Origin of the sequence: Rhizobium aethiopicum, assembly GCF_900094625.1 — a bacterium.
Taxonomy (GTDB): Bacteria; Pseudomonadota; Alphaproteobacteria; order Rhizobiales; family Rhizobiaceae; genus Rhizobium; species Rhizobium aethiopicum.
The window spans coordinates 17,201-34,947 of record NZ_FMAJ01000004.1 but is presented as its reverse complement, the minus strand read 5'-3'; the positions used below and the strand labels follow the sequence as shown (position 1 = coordinate 34,947).

The 17,747-nt window shown below is 57.3% G+C and carries 13 protein-coding genes and 2 pseudogenes; 6 read left to right on the top strand and 9 right to left on the bottom strand.

Going from position 1 to position 17,747, the window contains the following annotated elements; translation table 11 throughout:
• Window positions 1–3 precede the first annotated feature (3 nt).
• The 3 genes and pseudogenes from GA0061105_RS09935 (at window position 4) to GA0061105_RS09925 (ending at window position 5,449) form a co-directional block, all read left to right on the top strand.
• Window positions 4–1,144: pseudogene (locus tag GA0061105_RS09935) on the top strand (RHE_PE00001 family protein).
• 523 nt (window positions 1,145–1,667) lie between these two features.
• A complete protein-coding gene (locus GA0061105_RS09930) occupies window positions 1,668–4,076 on the top strand; it encodes an AAA family ATPase (RefSeq protein ID WP_092749819.1) in 2,409 nt (802 codons plus the stop codon).
• Window positions 4,076–5,449, top strand: a complete 1,374-nt coding sequence (locus tag GA0061105_RS09925; protein WP_092749817.1) for an McrC family protein — start codon at window positions 4,076–4,078, stop codon at window positions 5,447–5,449. Before GA0061105_RS09930 ends, GA0061105_RS09925 begins: the two co-directional genes overlap by 1 nt.
• 86 nt (window positions 5,450–5,535) lie before the next feature.
• Here the strand turns inward: GA0061105_RS09925 and GA0061105_RS09920 are convergent, their stop codons facing one another.
• The 5 genes and pseudogenes from GA0061105_RS09920 to GA0061105_RS09900 all read right to left on the bottom strand — a co-directional run bounded on the left by GA0061105_RS09920 (window position 5,536) and on the right by GA0061105_RS09900 (window position 7,478).
• Window positions 5,536–5,973: a hypothetical protein gene (locus GA0061105_RS09920; protein ID WP_092749815.1), complete on the bottom strand. Its 438-nt coding sequence runs from the start codon at window positions 5,971–5,973 to the stop codon at window positions 5,536–5,538.
• Window positions 5,957–6,289 (bottom strand): hypothetical protein, encoded by a 333-nt coding sequence (locus tag GA0061105_RS09915; protein ID WP_141130192.1) that lies wholly within the window; start codon window positions 6,287–6,289, stop codon window positions 5,957–5,959. Before GA0061105_RS09915 ends, GA0061105_RS09920 begins: the two co-directional genes overlap by 17 nt.
• Before the next feature lie 247 nt (window positions 6,290–6,536).
• A pseudogene (locus GA0061105_RS33300) lies at window positions 6,537–6,740 on the bottom strand (hypothetical protein); the annotation flags it as partial.
• Between the two features lie 10 nt (window positions 6,741–6,750).
• Window positions 6,751–7,170, bottom strand: coding sequence for a hypothetical protein (locus GA0061105_RS09905; protein WP_092749809.1), 420 nt, complete (start codon window positions 7,168–7,170; stop codon window positions 6,751–6,753).
• A complete protein-coding gene (locus GA0061105_RS09900; RefSeq protein WP_167358535.1) occupies window positions 7,161–7,478 on the bottom strand; it encodes a PadR family transcriptional regulator in 318 nt (105 codons plus the stop codon). Before GA0061105_RS09900 ends, GA0061105_RS09905 begins: the two co-directional genes overlap by 10 nt.
• A gap of 305 nt (window positions 7,479–7,783) precedes the next feature.
• On the opposite strand from GA0061105_RS09900, the gene GA0061105_RS09895 reads away from it, so the two are divergent.
• The 3 genes from GA0061105_RS09895 to GA0061105_RS09885 all read left to right on the top strand — a co-directional run bounded on the left by GA0061105_RS09895 (window position 7,784) and on the right by GA0061105_RS09885 (window position 15,059).
• Entirely contained in the window at window positions 7,784–12,544 is a 4,761-nt protein-coding gene (locus tag GA0061105_RS09895) for an ATP-binding protein (RefSeq protein WP_141130191.1), read from the top strand.
• Window positions 12,541–13,968, top strand: a complete 1,428-nt coding sequence (locus tag GA0061105_RS09890) for a hypothetical protein (protein ID WP_092749804.1) — start codon at window positions 12,541–12,543, stop codon at window positions 13,966–13,968. The genes GA0061105_RS09895 and GA0061105_RS09890 overlap by 4 nt, the downstream gene beginning before the upstream one ends.
• 89 nt (window positions 13,969–14,057) lie before the next feature.
• Window positions 14,058–15,059, top strand: a complete 1,002-nt coding sequence (locus GA0061105_RS09885; RefSeq protein ID WP_141130190.1) for a DUF4238 domain-containing protein — start codon at window positions 14,058–14,060, stop codon at window positions 15,057–15,059.
• A gap of 285 nt (window positions 15,060–15,344) precedes the next feature.
• Here GA0061105_RS09885 and GA0061105_RS09880 read toward each other — a convergent pair whose 3' ends face one another.
• Genes GA0061105_RS09880 through GA0061105_RS09865 form a run of 4 tightly spaced genes read right to left on the bottom strand, consistent with a single transcriptional unit; the run spans window position 15,345 to window position 17,579 of the window.
• Entirely contained in the window at window positions 15,345–16,256 is a 912-nt protein-coding gene (locus tag GA0061105_RS09880) for an ImmA/IrrE family metallo-endopeptidase (protein WP_092749800.1), read from the bottom strand.
• 4 nt (window positions 16,257–16,260) lie between these two features.
• Window positions 16,261–16,752: a helix-turn-helix domain-containing protein gene (locus tag GA0061105_RS09875; protein ID WP_092749798.1), complete on the bottom strand. Its 492-nt coding sequence runs from the start codon at window positions 16,750–16,752 to the stop codon at window positions 16,261–16,263.
• A gap of 2 nt (window positions 16,753–16,754) precedes the next feature.
• Window positions 16,755–17,381 carry a hypothetical protein gene (locus GA0061105_RS09870; RefSeq protein WP_092749796.1) on the bottom strand — a complete coding sequence of 209 codons (627 nt, stop codon included), beginning with the start codon at window positions 17,379–17,381 and terminating at the stop codon, window positions 16,755–16,757.
• 3 nt (window positions 17,382–17,384) lie between these two features.
• Window positions 17,385–17,579: a transcriptional regulator gene (locus tag GA0061105_RS09865; RefSeq protein WP_092749794.1), complete on the bottom strand. Its 195-nt coding sequence runs from the start codon at window positions 17,577–17,579 to the stop codon at window positions 17,385–17,387.
• Window positions 17,580–17,747 lie beyond the last annotated feature (168 nt).

The following is a 17,747-nucleotide window of genomic DNA, read 5'->3' as shown; positions in this document are numbered from 1 at the left end:
ACCATGATTTCAATGTGTTGTGATCTCGCCAAATTGTCCGTCCGGAGCCTGCTCCGATCGATTACGGACGCCGGCATCGCGCTGGCGCGGCTCGATGAGCGCATCGCCAGCTCGCCGGTCGGCGCGGGCAGGGTTAAGCGCACGCATTTCGCCGATGCCTGCGCCTCGCCGTGGATCGACGGCGAACTCGTCCACCTCGAGGACCTCGTCCTGCATGACGCCACAAAGGATATTCGCACACCGACACATGAGCTGACCATCGCCCGCGACGTGCTGCGCAGCCGCCGGCGTATCGCCGCGCAACCGGCCGGTTGGGCGCTGTCGGCTGACGGGCTTCGCACGCTCAGGCAAACCGCGGATGTGACGTCGGTCAGCGCCGACGATGGTGAGAGGCGCGGCGGCGCCAAGCGGCATGTCGTCGTCGAGCTGATAGGGAAGGGGGCGGAGGATGCTGACGGTGACGAACGCCTCGCAGGTGTCGACTATGCCGCCATCGATGCAGTGCTCGCCCGATCGGAGGCGGCGATCGAAAACGCAACACGGCCCGGCCGCGCCGGCGCGCAAGAAAAAGATCCGATGATTTACGATCTCGATTGGGACGAGGACGCGCGTCTGGAAGAGTGGCGGGGCGTTCTCCGACAGGCCTAAGACTTGCCGGCGGTGTTGCAGGGATTCGTCGCCCTCGATGCCTGGAACGAACTTTCCGTCCTGCAGCACGCGCCTTGGCTCGGCAGGCTGTTGGCCGTGTCAATTCTGCGCCAGGCCAGCATCACGTCGGGGGCGCATCTCGCCGCGCTTAATCTTGGTCTTAAAACCATTCCCGTCGACCGGCGCCGGCATGGCGATCGCGAGGTCCGGCTGCTCGCCAGTCCTCGGGTTGACTGCGGCTACCGAGATCGGCCTCAAAGAGCATAACCGGCTGGCGTTGGCGCGACAGATGATGGAGCGGAAGCTGGAGGGGCGCCGCACCTCGTCGAGGTTGCCGGAGCTAGTCGAGCTGGTCATGGCGAAACCGCTGGGGTCGGCCGGCATGGTGGCGGAAACGCTCCAGGTCACGCCGCAGGCGGCGCGGCGGATCGTTTTGGAGCTCGGCTTGCGCGAGATGACGGGCAGGGGGAGGTTTCGGGCGTGGGGCGTCGTGTAGCCAAGAACTTCAAACTTGTTGAATGGTTCGTCGGTCTCGGCGTCGGAGAGGCGCCGTTTACCCTCAGCTTGGAGCCTACATTCTTTTGAACGGCACGCTGCGCACCGGGACGAGTACGAACCCGTTGGATTGGGAGAAGCTTCGCTGGGAGCCGAACTAGGAGCGCGTGACGTACGATGGCTCGCCTTTCCGCAATCCCTAGCTTATGACGCGGGCTCTGCCTGCCGCCGCGGACGGCCAGGCAGGCGTGCGCCTGGACCTTGAGGTGCAGTATATTCGGAATTAAGGGATGGATGCTTGGTCGTGCTGAAGAGGTGAGGTTCACCGGTAGGACAGTGACAGCGGTTCTCACCATTCTACTACGATTCCGGTCGTTCGGTCTGTCGGTAAATCGGGCGGTACTTAAGAAGCAGGCCTTATTGCGGACAATGGCAAATTACGCTTCTGCGGTGACATCTTTCGTCTTGCAAAGAGCAAGGGGAACCGAGGAGCGGCGTCCCGAATCTGCAACTACTGCTATAAGATGATCGATAGTCAAATCGATTCGCGCCGCGCAGGATTCCACAAGTTGCAGACGTTTTCTTCACAGCACTTTGCCTTGCTCAGGGAATGGCAGGGTCGGAAATATGACCGAGACAACCCCGATCACCAGCGCGTTTATCAAGAGCTGAAAACCGCATACGACCTCACCAAGCAGTGGGCTGACGGTGTTCTTGCCGCCCTTTTCCCATCGGGAACCATCACCTGTCGACGGCGGCCGACCAACCAGGGCAACAATTTCGAACGGTACAATTGGGCCCGGATATACCCGACGAAAAATGCGCCTGAACGATTGGCCTACACGGTCGGAATCGAGGCCAAAGGTTGGTTCGTGGTCAAGATCGACACGGTCCATCTCAGCGACAACGACCCAATCCGCAAGAAACATGCGGCGATGCGCGGCACCTATGACAACGCTTCCCCGATCGTGGCGATGCTATCGGCGGCAGATGGGGTGGATAGGCCCATTTCGGACCTTGTCGCCTGGAGCGTCGGAGAGATCAACAACTTTTCTCCGGGTTACGATGAATTGGCTAAAGCGCTGGGCCTTGGATCCCTCGACGATGGGGAAATCCTTCGCCGGTTCGACGGAAAGGCCGCCTTCAAAAGTGCCCGCGCGTCATGGACGCCACAGGAGACCGAACTCTTTTGCCGCCTAGCGCGCCTGGTGCATGAGCGCGACCTTGATTGGTGGCATATCGACACGGACATCGAGGTCCGGTTCGGCCGCAAGGAGCCAGGCAGCGAGCGCGCCATTGGCGTTCTCGGCACTGTTCACGGTCGCGCGTCTCGGACGTTAAGCCTCAGGCACGACTTAGGAGACCTGTCGAAGTTCACGCGGCAGCCAGTGACAGCAGATCTCATAACGCAGCTTGAGGCTGCCCTCTCGTCGAGCAGCGCCGTGCTCCTCGATTGGGCAGCCCCCAGCCAGGACCGCCCCGGCTATTGGCCCGATGAAGCGTCGTTTGAGAAGGCCGAGGGCAACGTCGAGAGTGCGGGCGATGACATACGGCCCTCCGCTAAGGCAAGCTCGCCGTCTCCACGGAATATCATCTACTACGGCCCGCCAGGGACCGGAAAGACCTTCGCAGTTCGCCGTCTAATCGAGGCCGACTATCAGGAGACAACGGCCTCACACGACGCCGACGAATGGCGCAGAAGCTTCATTGCGGAGAAATTCAGCGAGCTCCGGTGGTGGGAAGCGATTGCTGCCGCGCTCTACGACCTGGGGAAACCTTCGAAGGTAACCGAGATCCGAGACCACCAAATCATTCGAACAGTAGAGGCCGCGAACAACAACAACCATGTGCCGTCGACGATCTACCGTGTGCTTGCATCGCATGCGGTTGCCGCGGTGCAGGGCCAGACGCACGCGCCAATCATTTTCGAGAAAAGTGAAAACGCGCTTTGGAGTCTTGCGGGCGAATGGAACGAGGCCTGCGGCGAGATCGTCAAGCTCGTCGACGAGCTCCGCCGCGGTCCTCCTGCTGGCAGTGTTATCAAGCGATATGAGTTCGTCACCTTTCATCAATCCTATGGCTATGAGGAATTCGTTGAGGGTCTGCGACCGCTTCTCGACCAGGAAGGCGAGGGGAGTGGCGTCTCCTACAGGATCCGCCCGGGCGTCTTCCGCGTGCTTTGCGAGGCAGCCAGAGCCGCACCGGATCACCGTTTCGCGATCATCATCGACGAGATCAATCGTGGCAATATCAGCAAGATCTTCGGAGAACTGATCACTCTCATCGAGGTCGACAAGCGCCGGGACATGAAGCAGGAGATAACTGTGACGCTTCCCTACTCCGGCGACAAATTTTCCGTGCCGGCAAACGTCGACATCATCGGCACGATGAACACGGCTGACAGGTCGCTGGCCCTCCTCGACACGGCGCTGCGGCGCCGGTTCGATTTCAAACCGGTCTATCCGGACAGCCGTGACGAAGCGGGCGCCCCGCTACAGGGTCTAAGAGTACAAACGGAAGAAGCGACGATTGATATTCCGCAGATGCTTTCCGCCATTAACGAACGGATCGAAGCGCTCTATGATCGTGACCACACGATCGGCCATGCCTACTTCGAGCGTTTGAAGGATTGGCCGGATGGGCTTGAGCGCTTTGAGGCGCTTTCGGCAATTTTCCGAGCGAATATTGTACCGCTGCTCGAGGAATATTTCTTCGAGGATTGGCAGAAGATCAGGCTTGTGCTCGGCGATAATCAGAAAGATGCCCCGGAGCAGTTCGTGGCTGAGGTCGGTGATGCGCAAGAGGAATACCGTAGGCTCTTCGGCGCGAATTCGTCGATAGATTCGTTCGCCGCCAAGCCCAGGTTCGCTCTTCAGCCCGGTGCGTTTTCGATGCCATCGGCTTATGTTGGCATATACAAGATCTTCCGCTGATGGCCTATCCGATCCCCGGTCGCACGCTCACGATCCATGAATTTGACATCCTGGTCGGTGAGGGCCCGGCTGGGACAGTCGAGAACGCAGCAGCGGTAGTTCCAAACCATGTTTTCGAATGGCTTCAGGAACAATGCCTCGCGAAGACGGAGGGTAAGGGAGCAAGATGGGCGCGGCTGGCGCAGCGCGGCGGCCGGCTGGTCGTGCAGGTTACAAACTACGTTGGCGTGATCCGGACGCCAGGCGGCCTGCAGATCGAGGTCTTGCCGAAAGTCGGCCGCGCTGGTGGTGTCGACGAAAATTGGGCAAGGCGCCTGCTTATCCGCATGCTCTCCTGCCTGGGTCCGTTTCGGCATATCAGGACCGCCCGCGCAGAGCTCGCCGCGACCAGGATGTCGCTGCTCGAGGTTTTCGTGGGTGAATTCCTCCACGCGGTCTCCGCCGTCGTCAAACGCGGACTCCGAGGGGCCTATGTGACACGCCAGGGCAATCTGCCGTTTCTGCGCGGCAAGCTCATGATGTCGGATCATCTCCGATACAACCTTGTTGGCGCTGACGCCTTTTTCACAGAACACGACGACTTCTCAACCGATCGCCCGGAGAACCGGCTCATCCACGCAGCGTTGAATGAAGTGATCGCTCAATCGGTTTCGCTTGAAAATCAGCGGCGAGCGCGGGAACTGCGCTTCGTCTTTTCCGATGTCCCTCCAACCGGAGACGTCATCAGGGATATCAGGAAGCTGCAGCCCGACCGGAGTATGATCCACTATGGCGACGCACTTGCCTGGGCCGAACTGATCCTGACCGGCTTCTCTCCTTTGACGGGAGCCGGCAGCAGATCAGCGGCGTCGCTGCTCTTTCCCATGGAATCGCTTTTTGAGGCGTATGTCGCCAAACACCTCGAACGTGCAATCGATCCGGCCTTGCGGCTGAAGGTTCACCCGGCGACCCATTATCTCGTCGAGCACGAGGCGGAGCAATGGTTCCGGCTGGAGCCTGACCTTGTCGTCCGGAAGGACGGTCGAAACATCATGGTCCTTGACACCAAATGGAAGCTACTCAACGTTATCGAAACAATGCGGAAAGAAAGGTACAATCTTTCGCAAGGTGATTTCTACCAACTCCACGCATATGGTCACACCTACCTGAAAGGGGAGGGCGACCTGGTGCTCGTCTATCCGAAGACAGATGTCTTCCGTCGCCCACTCAAGCCGTTCATGTTCCCGAACGCACAAAACCTTCGGCTTTGGGTATTGCCGTTCTGCCTCGACACTGAGACACTGCTATGTCCTGCTAACCAGCCAGATCAAGCTTCCTTTCCGATGATCCTGCGAGTTCATCGCGACGCCGCCTCTATTTCAGGAGCGAGATAGAGCCGTGCCCGCCGTTGTTTAGCGGTCAAAAAGTGAGAAATAACCCCGTATATCGCCGTGGGCACGTCCGCCAAACGATGATTGGGTTAAAATCCCTCGGCCTCGCCTCGCTCTGGAAAGATCCCGATTGCGCGTCGGTGGGTGTGCAGTGCAGCCTTCCAGTCGTTCAAGCGTGCGAGGAATCGTGAGACGTCTTCGGCGAACTCGGTCTCCTGTACATGCAGAAATCCCCGGAAACACATCCCTATTACCCATAGCATTCCCATGAAGAAATAGCGGAAATCGTTTGGATCATCCATCGGTTGGAAGCCGCTATAATTGATCGACCCGTCCGGCAGTTTATTTATACGGTTAGCCAGGGCGACCGGATCCGCATGTGCATGGCTACTGTGATCCGATCGAACCTGCCTGATCGCCAGAAAGATTGGCGGAAATGTATCGCCGGCTTTGATGCGTTTGCCGAGGAGTTTCACGGCATCGTCGCGGGCGCGGCGGCTCGTCAGATAGTCATTTTCCGAAAGCATTCCACGAGACATCAGCAACGAAAACAAGGCAGCATCGGTCGCAAGTCTCGTTGGCCGCAAAGGCATCGCCGACGTGGTGGCGCAACATGTTATTGCAAGATTTGATCAGCTGGGTCCTGACCAAGGAGCATAATGCATAGTGCTTCGACTCTCCCGGCAGAAGCTTGTCGCTTCTATTCAAAAAGTCGAGGATCAGTTGGTCGATGCCATCGAAGAAGCCGAGTTCGTCCGCGAGGAGCGAACTGGACTCTTTAGCGTTGGTCGCCTCTTCAAGGCGATATTCAAGCAATCTTCTACCGTTGCCCATGTGCGCCAACTGATCACTTCAATATTATTGCCGACAGGCGCCCTAGGTAGGCCACCGCTCCTTCCGACCAATAACGGAGCACCATCCCGATGACTTGCCGCCACAAGAGCCATTTCGCGCGATTGACGCCATAGCGTGGAATCCAAATCTCGGCGGCCACCTCATCCAGGTTCTCAAGGAAGTCGGCTGCTATCGAAACCGGCAGAAGCTTCAAGATGAAATGGACACATCTTCGATTCAAGTAAGGAAACGGTTGATAGTTACCTTCAACGGCGACAATCGCGCTTTCCAGCTTCTGCATCTGCCGGAAAAGAAGAGCCTGGGGCGGGCTCGGCTTCATGCTCCGCAGCTGACGTCCCACAGCGCGTCTCGCTCTATCATAGACAACCCGGCGTGTTGCGGGGGATGATTCCGCAAGCCCATCAACCGCCCTTCGGATTACAGTCTCGAAATCCGCCACGCTCATTCCCTTACCAAATAACCTTGCGGATACGCTCGGCCGCTAACATTACAGTGTCGAACCAATAGTAGGCCACCAGGCCCCAGCAATTGCGGTGCCATAACCAGCGGGATTTTTTGTAGCCATAACGGGGAACCCAGGTCTCCGTGAATATGGTTTCGAGATTCGTGAGGAAGTCGCCAGCGAGGCGAGCTGGCAGCAGCGCAAAAAAGACATAGGTGTGCGGACGCCGCACCTGCTTCAGCTTGAGTCTCGCCTCCTTCATCTCGGCCGCCTCTCGCTCAAATCTCTCGGAAAGCTTCTCCAGGCGGGCCGACGTCGCTTTGAACTTTTGGTGTTCCTGTCGTGCCCGGGCTAGTAATACTTCGTCACTTCGCTGATCGTGCCAGGGCAAGCGACGAGAGATTTTTGTCAGAAACGCTATGCCCAATTGCGGCCTCCGAAGATGATCTTGCCGCCGTAGGCATTCAAGGCTTGCGTCGCGTTTACGGCCTCGTCCAACGCCCGCCGCCCCTCGCCAGTGATGGTGAACAGGCGCCGCGCGCGCTTGTCGCTTTCATCCTTCGTCTCGGAAATCATGCCCTTCCTCACCATGCGATCGAGGGCAGTATAAAGCGCAGCGAACGGCGCGACCTTTTCCTGCGTCGCCTCCAGTACTCCATAGACCTTTGCGGCAGGGGCCTCCGATCCGGCCTTGATGAGTGCTAGGAGCGTCAGTTCTTCGAATTTTCCGATCACGGCGGTCTTTCCTCGCGAATCGTGACGTATGCATTGCATACAACAGCAGGTTTGCGCTGCACATGTCAACGGCTTCACAAGCCCCCAAACCATTTGAGCGTCGATCTTCCGGCTGGGGGTCGATCCGGGTGGACGCGAGCCCAGATACTTCTTCGTTTGCTATGGAACCTCAGATTTATTAACTTCAGATTGAATCAAGAATTGGAAACCTGCCTTTGCCGTCGCGACCTATCATTCCATCACTTGCCAGAGGCGGCGGGGCCGCCACAAGCGGAGGCGTCTATTTCCAGCAGCGGATCGGCGCGTTGTTCGCAGGCTGGTTACTGGCGGACATGCAAATTGATCGCAGCTTCAACCTTGGCGAGGCAAAGCCAAAATGGCTGCGCTTTGAAACAGAAGCGCCGGTCGATGATATTTTGGTAGCGACCACGAACGATGGTTTCGTGGCGATCCAGGCTAAGACCACGGTATCGTCTTCGCAGGATATTGCTTCGCCATTTGGAAAGACCATCGAACAGTTCGTTCGCCAGTGGTTTGTTTGCCGAGATGGGGATGGCAGCCTAGAATGGAACCGGCCGCTGGATTGGACGAAAGATCGGTTGGTCCTGGCGACCGGACCGGAGAGTCCTGCAGCCATCCGGACCCATTTGCCGGCGGCCCTCGCTCTTGCGCGGGGACCCGGCCAGCCCTTGTTTTCCAAGAACCAGCGGGATGCATTCGACGATTTTCGACAGTGCGTCCAAACCACCTGGCCGCGGCTGACGAGTGAGCCATTCGATGACCGGATCCTTCAAGAGCTGGCGCAGCTCATCTGCATCTTCACTTTTGACCCTGCCGCTGTCGCCGCGATGCTTACCTCCGGATCTCAGATCGTTGAGGGGGATGCGATCGACGCGCTACAAACGGCCCTTTCGGACTTCTGCGAAGAGTTGATGGTTCGCCGTGGTGGCGCCGATCTCCCAGCGCTCCGGCAGGCCTTGATGACGCGCAACGTGCCGCTCAAAGCCGCGCCTCGGTTCAGCGCCGACATTGCGGCGCTTCGGCGCCATTCCAGCGATGTTAGCCAAGCGCTGTCTCGGTACGAGTCGATCCAGAGCGGCGGCGAGATGGTCGGCATCGCACGAGATTGTCAAGTCGACGTCGAGCGGGCGGCGATGGATGGTTCGCTCCTGATCGTTGGGGAACCAGGGGCCGGGAAAAGCGGCGTCCTCAATGCTCTCGCGACCAAGCTGAAGGACGATAAGTATGACGTTGTCGTTTTGGCGGTGGACCGCTACTCGGTCGAGAGCCTCGAAGGTCTCTCGAAAGAGCTCAGGTTGGACCATGGGCTGATTGAAACACTCGAGGCCTGGGATGGCCGAGAGCCTGCTTTTCTGATCATCGATGCACTCGACGCTACCCGCGGTGGAAGGGGGGAAGGCGTCTTCCGCTCGCTCATCGAGACCATGGTGAAGAAGAACGCGCGATGGCGGGTTATCGCCTCAATCAGAACTTTCGACCTGCAGATGGGCCAGCAGCTGCGCGCCCTGTTCAAGGGCACGCCGCCGAACGCGAGCTTGTCGGAGCGCGCATTCGCCGCGGTTCGCCATATCAAAATTCCGCTATGGTCTTCATCTGAATTCGAACGTTTGAGACGGCTGGCCCCGGCACTCGATGACTTCCTCAAGCAGACATCCGATAATGTGCGGGATCTTGCAACCGTCCCCTTCAACACAAGACTGTTGGCCGAGCTGATTGCCGACGGTGTCGTATCGAACGACGTCGCTGGCGTCGTCTCGCAGACTGGACTGCTGAACTTATATTGGGATCATCGCGTCCAGACCCATGGTCTCGGCGCTGAGTCCTGTCTCCGACGCATTGTCGACGCGATGGTCGCTTCGAGAAGCCTACGGGCGGCCCGGCTCGAAGTCGCGTCTCCCGATCCGGACACCCTCCAACGCTTGATGCGTGACGGCGTCCTCATTTCCGTCGAAGGCGAGCGCTGGATCCAATTCAGGCATCACCTTCTGTTCGACTATACGGCCAGCCGGCTCTTCATCGATCCCTATGAAATAGCCGCCGGTCGCTCGCCGTTCAGTGGCGAGCGTGGCCTTGGCCTGATGCTGTCGCCGGCAATGGCCTTCGCTTTGCACGAGCTCTGGTCGCAGGAGCTCGATCGCGACAGGTTCTGGCAGGCAGTTGTCACTCTTCTCGGCGACGACACCCAGGACACGATAATCCGCAGTATCGCCAGCAGGGTAGCGTCCGAGCTGCCGGAATTCGGCGACGATGTCATGAGGATCGCGGCCGTTTGTGCTGAGGGCGACAAGAAGGCGTTGAAGGCGCTCTCGCATGTGGTCGGGGCACTCGCCGTGCGCGCGGAAGATGGCCTCTCGATTGCGGTTCCTGCATGGGCGACGGCTGTCGCTATACTCGCAAAATCGGCTGAGGTAGCAGAATGGCCGCTTCGGGTATTGATCTATCTCCTCATCAGCAGGCCTGCAGCTCAGGATGACCGGGCGAAGATAGGAAGCGGCTCGAGGGCGCTCCTTCGCTATGGTCTTGGTGTGGCGGAGAACAACAACGTTGTAGTCCTGGCAATCGGTGCGGTTGCAGACACCTATGCGACCAATCCGCATGAGAGCCACGCCCTGCTTTCGGAAGTCTTAGCGCCTGAACGTCTCGCCCGCTTCGCTTCCAGCGAGGCGCCGGCCGTGGCGCGGAAAATCAAAGCCATCGCACTCTCAGATCCCGAGTTCGCGGCGCAAATTTATCGCATTGTCTATAGCCGCGAGATCGCCGAAGACCAGGAAACGGACCTGTCCCGCAGTCAAATCCTCGCGCTTCGTTCCAGTTCGAGACAGGATTTCGAAATGGCGCGCTATTCGCTGAGTGAGCATTTTCCAGAGTTTCTGGTGCGGTCGCCGTCATGGGCAGTGAAAGCATTCGTCAGTGCTGTCTGCGGCTATGTGGACCGCGAGCATCCCGGCTACAGGGACTATCCTGCTCATCCGGTCGAGGTTGCCGGCAAATCCTATCTGCTGCAGGAGGATCATAGCTATATTTGGGCGCACGATCCGGAGGCCAGCTACGGCGGCGACGGTGAGACGCTGGTAGCGAGTTTCCTGAGGCGTTTGCGTGACGCTCCAGAGGCCGAAGCGCTGGTCTTGGCCGAAGAGGTTATGAAAACCGGAGCGCTCGGCATCTACTGGTCGAGGCTGTTCATGGCGGCTGCCGGCCGACATGACGCGTTGACGCAGCTATTGTGGCAGTTCGCGATCCTCGAGCCTTTTCTCGTCAGCCCCGATACCCGGAAAGATGCGATCGACCTCGTCAGGAGCGGTCTTGACGGCCGACCTGATTTCGAGCGCGTGGCATTTGAAAAGGCCGCCCTTGATTTCGGATTTGCTGAATATCCTGAACCAGAGCGTGCCCGGGCTGCTTTCCTAGAGCGGCTGTTCCAAAGCATCGGCGCCGAGCGCTTGCTGACGGCCGAGGCCAAGGAAATCGCAAGCCACCTTCCCGATGACGCGGACACCACCAATGGCAACCCGAGGATTTTCCGCCTGACGACCTTCTCCGAAGCCGTGCCAAGATATCATTGGCTGGACGGCTTTGACGAAACCAAGCCGGACAACGCCGCTTTGGCCGAAGCAACTGACGTCGTGAAAAAACTTTTCGACTTCGACAAGAAGGATGGAGCGAAACGCGAGCCGCCAGCCGCCGATTTCCTGGAAGCCCTGACGAGATTCGACACAATCGTCGTCGGCCTTCCCTCGGCGCATGCCGGATTGCGCGAGCATGCCGAAGCCGTTCTCGCTGAATGTCTCTCCAAGCTTATCGACTGCGGATTGGCACCGCAGGCGGGCGACGAGGGAGGAACGCGCGAAATGCTCCGGCTGTTGCAAAAGGCATCCGCATATAAAAGTCCGAGCGTCGATACAGAGACAGAAGCACGGTTCGAGGACTCCAATGGTTGGGGCTCACCTGCGGGACGTCTCGAAGCGGCGGAAGCATCCCTCGACTGGCTTCAGCAGCGTCCGGATCTTTATGACGTGCTTTTGCACCTGGCGGACGGATTCATCCGCGATCCGCATCCCGCCGTACGCCTTCAAACGGTTCTTCGCTTGCCGCGACTGCTGCCGCTAAGCCCGGACGCGTTCTGGGAAAGGATCGGCCATGTTGCGCGTACGGAAGAAAATCTTGGTGTCCTGGACTTCGTTGCGTCCAATCTTCTCGGACATCTCATCTCTCATGACCCGGTCAAGGTAGAGGTTCTGGCGACGGCGATCCTCGCTCGTTTCGACGAACCCTCCGCGCGGGCTGACCGTGTTCGTGAGCATATAGCGCCCTTGCTTGCGATCCTCTGGGTGACCTACCAACGATCAGAGTCGAAGGCGATCATCGACGGCTGGTTGCTGCAGCCGCGCTGTCTTAAAGCCAGCGCAAAAGTCCTGGCCACGCTGCGAGGGGCGCTCGTCCATGGTCTCCAAGGCGAGGCTGCGGGCACTGCAGACATAAGACAGCGCGCCCACGGCATCTTCGTAGAGAGTGTACACGCGGCGAAGGCGGTTCTGGATCCGTACTTCGATGCGACCGACGCGAAATCCGCGGATTCCGACCGTCTCAAAGCCTATGCCGAACTCCTCGACGTTGCTTCCCGAGAGATCTTCTTCTCGGTCAAGTCAAGACGCGACGATGCGATCGTCCTTGGCGAGGGCAACCGGACTGCGTTCTTCCGGGAGATCGAGCCAATTCTTGTAGTTATCGGCAGTGTCGGCACCCCGCACACGATTTATTATCTTCTTCAGCTGTTGGAGGCATTGATCCCCACCGATCCCGCTCGGGTTTTTGACGTGGCAGCAATCGCCATTCTCCAGGGCGGCCGGCGGACGGGCTATCAGAATGAGTCGATGGGCGCAGATCTCATGGTGCGAATGGTCGGGCAGTTCCTTGCGGACCATAAGGAGATTTTTGAGGATGACGACCGCCGTATGGCGCTCATCAAGTGCCTGGAACTCTTTATGGATGCGGGATGGCCTGCGGCCCGCCGACTTCTCTTCAGGCTTCCCGATCTTTTCCAATGAACGATCTGAAAGCACAAAACGATTTCAAAAGTGCCATCGAATCGCTTCTCGCGGAAATGAAGCGGTCGGTTGGTCCAGGCAGTCCCGTCGCCTATGCCGGCGAAGCCGACGGCGACGTGCTAGAGCATACGACACGCAAGTTCTTCCTCGACAGATTGCTCCAGGCCCTCGGTTGGGAGCTCGGCCCTGCCGGCAACATGTCGGAAGAAGCCCGGATCAAGGTAGAAACCACCATCTTCATGGACTATGTTGGAGTTTCGAATGACTCCCGCTTGCCTCTCTTCATTATCGAGGCAAAGGGCTGGGATAAGCCATTCATCTCCGCCTCGGATGCCGTCAGGGCGAGGGAACAACCAAGCGAACTGATCATTCGTGCGATTGAACACGTCAAAAAAGGAGGAGAGAAGGAAAATTCGCCGGTTATCGGTGCTTGGCACGACTATCTGTGCCAAGTATTCAAATATGTAAAAAGCCTGAAAGATCAGCATGGCCATGATCTGGTGCGTGTCCTGCTGACCAGCGGCCAGTGGATGGTCATCTTCGAATACCCGAGCAGGACCTTTCTTGGGACTAGTAACGCGGATCCTGCCGATATCATACTGCTGCGGGACATCGACTATGTCGCGCGCTCGACGGATATTCTGGATCTGCTGGGGCGGCATAAGATCGTTGCCACCGTCCCGTCGACGCTGAGACCGTCGCAATTGCCAACATTCGTGAGGCCGGGCGATGTGGCTCGCCTCTATCACGGGCTTCACGTCAGATATGAGGCTTCTGGAAGTTCACGTTTCGAGCAGCGGCCGCGAATCCTCGTCTATCCCGCGGTCATCGTTGAGCGCAACGACGGCATTCTGCTTCAGGTTCTTCGTGAAGGGGATGGCATGCCCTTGCCAACCAGTGATGATGACGTCGTGCCTCATCTTTCGGACGTTGAACGACATGCCGATGAGCTTCTTCTCCTGTGCCACGGGCATCTGGGCGTGACGGTGTCCGTGTCGGCCATCGACCAGTTCCCCGGATTTCAGCCAAAGGGAAGGCGGGCACAGGCGGCTCCGGCCGTTCCTCTTCTCTTGGACGATCAAGCAGAGGCACCCAATGAATGGATGCTTCTGACGGGACAATTCAAGCACTATCTTCGTCCGATTCCTGTGAAATCGCCCTGCGCTTATCATAGTTTCGCTGGTTGTTTGGCCGTTAGGCAGCAGAGCAGCTACGGCGCAATCAGCATCCGGAGAGTGAGCAATCCACGGGTTTTCTTCATCGATACGCAGGACCATCATTGCGCCCATCTGGCGATGAGGGATCAGAAAGACGAAAGATGCCGAATCCTGGCAATCGATGAGATGACCTGTTGCCAAGCCTGCATCTATATGGACAGCTGCTGGACGCCGGGAGAGCTAGCCACGCTTCCATGTGGTCTTTGAGAACGTCGAAGCTGAGAGTTGAGGCCATGGCAAGCTACACTGGGCTTTTTAATAGGTCGCTTTCATAGTAATCGAGCAATGGAGCCAGTTTGAACGCCAGCGGCAACGTGAGCGTTGGATTTTCCTGTTATCTTCTTTCTTTCTTTTTCCTACTGGTTCTAGAATATGCCTTCTGTCAGGCAAAGGCTACAAGCGGGATGAGCAAAAACGTCACGAAGAACTGCCATTGGGTTCCTCAATCCTATCTCCGTTACTTTGCAACTCCCCCGGAAAACGCCGAGAAGATTTGGCGCCTGAGCAAAACGACGCTCCTCGCGGAACAAAAGCCCATAAAGAAGGTGGCGGTTAAGTTCCATCTTTACTCGTCCTTGAGTGAGACCGGCCGAAGAGACGATCGTTTTGAAAAGAAGCTAGCTGATCTCGAACAGTGGTTTTCAAGCCCTGCCTGGAAAGCACTTTGCTCAGATTTTCCCGACTACTCAAAGAGCTGGTATCGAAAGATGATTTCGTTGCTCGTCGCGACGATGCATTTGAGAAACCCGGCCGTGCTCGATTGGACCAAGGGCTTTCATAGATCGCTGATCGCAGGTGTTCCCACCCACGGGCTATCGCCAACACACGTCACAATCGGCAGTACGACCGCTGCGATTTCGGAAGAAACCTGGGCGGAGTGTATCGGCGCGGACGATGGGGAGCTAAAACGTGCATGGATCAGCGTGGTTGAGAAATGTAGTTGGTTTGCGGAACAGCTTATGGGTCTCCGATGGGCCATCGTCGTTTCAGAGCGGCCGATATTCGTGACCTCGGATAACCCGGTCGCTTTTCACCACCCGTCACTTCAGTTCAAAGAAATCCGGGATCCACAAACTTTCGTTTCCTTCCCTCTATCGCCGACGCGCATTCTGATGATGGATCACCGGCACGATCAACCAAGCGGCCGATACTACTCGCTCAACCATAGTGGCGCGAGCACGAACACGTTGACGTGGCGTAATTCGATCGAGCACATGTTTTCATCGAGACACCCCGATGAGGTTTGTCAGGAAATGGTCGACGACGCAGAGACGGCCGGCTTTCTACAACCAGCTTAAGACGACCCTCTAGGGGGTCAAGACAAGATTCGTGCGAAATCCTACGCTAACCGAATTCGTGCATGTTTTCCGCAGTTTGCCGCCTATGCTAATATAAAGTTTCAGGGCGAAATGCTATTTATTCCCCTTTTTTTGGAACGGATATCGATCTCGGGCACCCCTTCTCGGCTAAAAGTGCGATTTCGCAGGAATCTTGTTTTGATCCCTGCCATGGACGTGGTCCGGCGATGACATTGATCAACCGCTGAAATTTACGGGCGCTTGAATGCAATAGATCGCTTCTGATCAGAAGCCGACGACGCGTGCGTAAGGCCGTTGGTACGTTCCCAACGTCAGGCAACCGTAGGTATTGCTGAATGTTTCGAACAAGAAGACATGGGTCTCGCCCCGGCTGTCGATCAAGTTAACCTCGCCTGCGCCGAGCGGCCCACGTTTGCGGTATTCGCAGTAAGTCCGGATCACCTGCGCTAGACGATCCGCGGGCAGACTTTCAAACATCGCTTTATAGGCAGGCGACTCGATTATGTGGCGAAACTCCGATTGGTTCGCAATTGGAAAACGCGGGTGTTGTCCGATCAACCCGATCATCGGAACATCCCGGTGGGAGTCCTCGATGAACCTCCAAAACGTGGTCGTGTAGGTGTTTCCGAATGCTGACTTAAGAGCGCGAACGGCATCGAGACCCGGCGCAGAGCCGTTTGCAGCTGCGCCGAACCGCGATTGCAAAAATAGCAGTTGGCCAGCTGCATAGTTCGCCTCAGCTTCAATCTGTTGGTGACAACCCGGCGTCAGGGTCTGCTCGTGATCGCCGAGCATTAAATCTTCATGCCAAGGCAAAATGCTGTGCCCGATCTCATGCGCCTCATTCCAACGCTGTTTTGCGTCAGGCTGGGCTCTGTCGAGCAGGATTCTCTTTCGATCGGGCAGGTATAAAGCGCGAAGATCGAGCTTCCGCACCGCGTCCAGGATGAGGCCGGGGCGCTTCATGATTTGCGCCCCGGCCACTGTAAGTTTGCTTATCGTCTCCCGAAGAGCGCTGTCGTCTGTCGTGGAATAGTATCGGCGATCAAGCCTCAAAAGCTCACGTACATCTTCTAGTCGCAGTGGTGGCTCCGGATTCCCCAGCCCTTTAAGAACCTTATTGACCTGACGCTCAATGTCGGATGCCGTCCCACGGCTGAGAATGATGTTACGCACTTCGTCAGCCTTGTTGCTTTTCCAGATACGCGATGAACTCTTCGAGTGCCCGCTGCTCATCGCGGGACAGCTTTTGCGGAGAATCTCCCGATCGGGCAGCGAACCGGAGCGCTTGCTCCTGCAAACCTGGGCGAGGGACCGTATTTCCAGAAAGTTGCTGCAGTGCCTTGCCTGGCAGGTCGAAGGTCTCCGCCAATCGAAAAACAACGCGCGGCTCGGGCGTGAAATGGGCGTCACGCTCAATCCGCATGATATCCGTCGCGTCGAGATCGACGCGCTCGGCAAGCTTTTCGATCGACATTCCTTTCCGTCGACGCATGGTTTCAACGAATGAACCAAACGCCATACGGATTGACCCGGCGGCCTCAGCCGCCGGATCTGTATATTCGTCTTGGTCTAGGGTCGGGTCCCTGGCAAGCCCGCCGGCGGAGACTTCCAGGTCTCCTTCAAGCTTGGCTCTACGTTCGAACCATTCCCTCGTGATTTCGAGTTTCATGGCTATGTTCCTGTCGATATCGAGAATGTGTCAGCCTGAGCCGCCGTCATCTCGAAATATTTTAGTCCCTGATAGGTTCCGTCATGGCCGAGATCGGTCATAACGCAAACGTCCTTGTAAAAGCGCTCGGCAGCAGGAAGCGAATGCAAGCCGATGCGGCCTTGCAGATCTTGCTCCCTGCTCACCTGGATGGCAGCGCGGATCATCATGGTTCCAACGCCGCCAAAGCGAGGTTGCGCGACGATGGATTTCAAATTCCAAGGAGCCGATTCGAGATAGTCGACATAAACCAGGTCCTTCCTGGCCTGCTCTGCAATGCGGCAGGTATGGCCTGCCATCGCGAGCATCATCAGACCCTGCAGCTGACCCTCACAGATCAGCGCCATCGTCCTGAACGCGAGATATCCTCGAACCCTGTCAACCTTCCTGCGCCAGTCCCAATGACTGCTTTCAGGCCATGCCGATCGATCGGCGCCTTGCGCCATCAACTCTCGAAGCCTTGTTTCCAGCACCGGCCTCCAATCGGTCTCCACCGATTGCAAGTCAGTTTCGCTGATGCCTTCGACGAGTAGAGCGTCCACCGTTTGGCCAGAACGCTTATCAATCAGAAACGCAGGATAGGAGATCACGATTTAAAGCACCATAAGTTCCGCTTTCTCCTTCTTGGCTTCATCCTCGAAGAAGAGCTTTCCACCTTGTTCAATGCGCCCGTCAACAAGCTGATAAAGCCTGAGTGCCTGACGTAGCACGGCTGTCTTTGAGAGATCCTTTTTGTCGCAGAGATCCTGCAGTGCCTGCATCTCAGCGTCGGTCAGATTGAGTGTCATGGTTTTCTTCACGGGGTGGCCTCCTGTGCAAATGGACTCTACGAAAATAGATATTTTACTGATCTAGTCAACAAAAAAGATTTAAGCGCTGGCCATTGCATAGCTAAAAAATAGCTATTAATTATGGATGCAGATGGAGCGACTGGCGCTCTGTCGTTCATCGGAGAA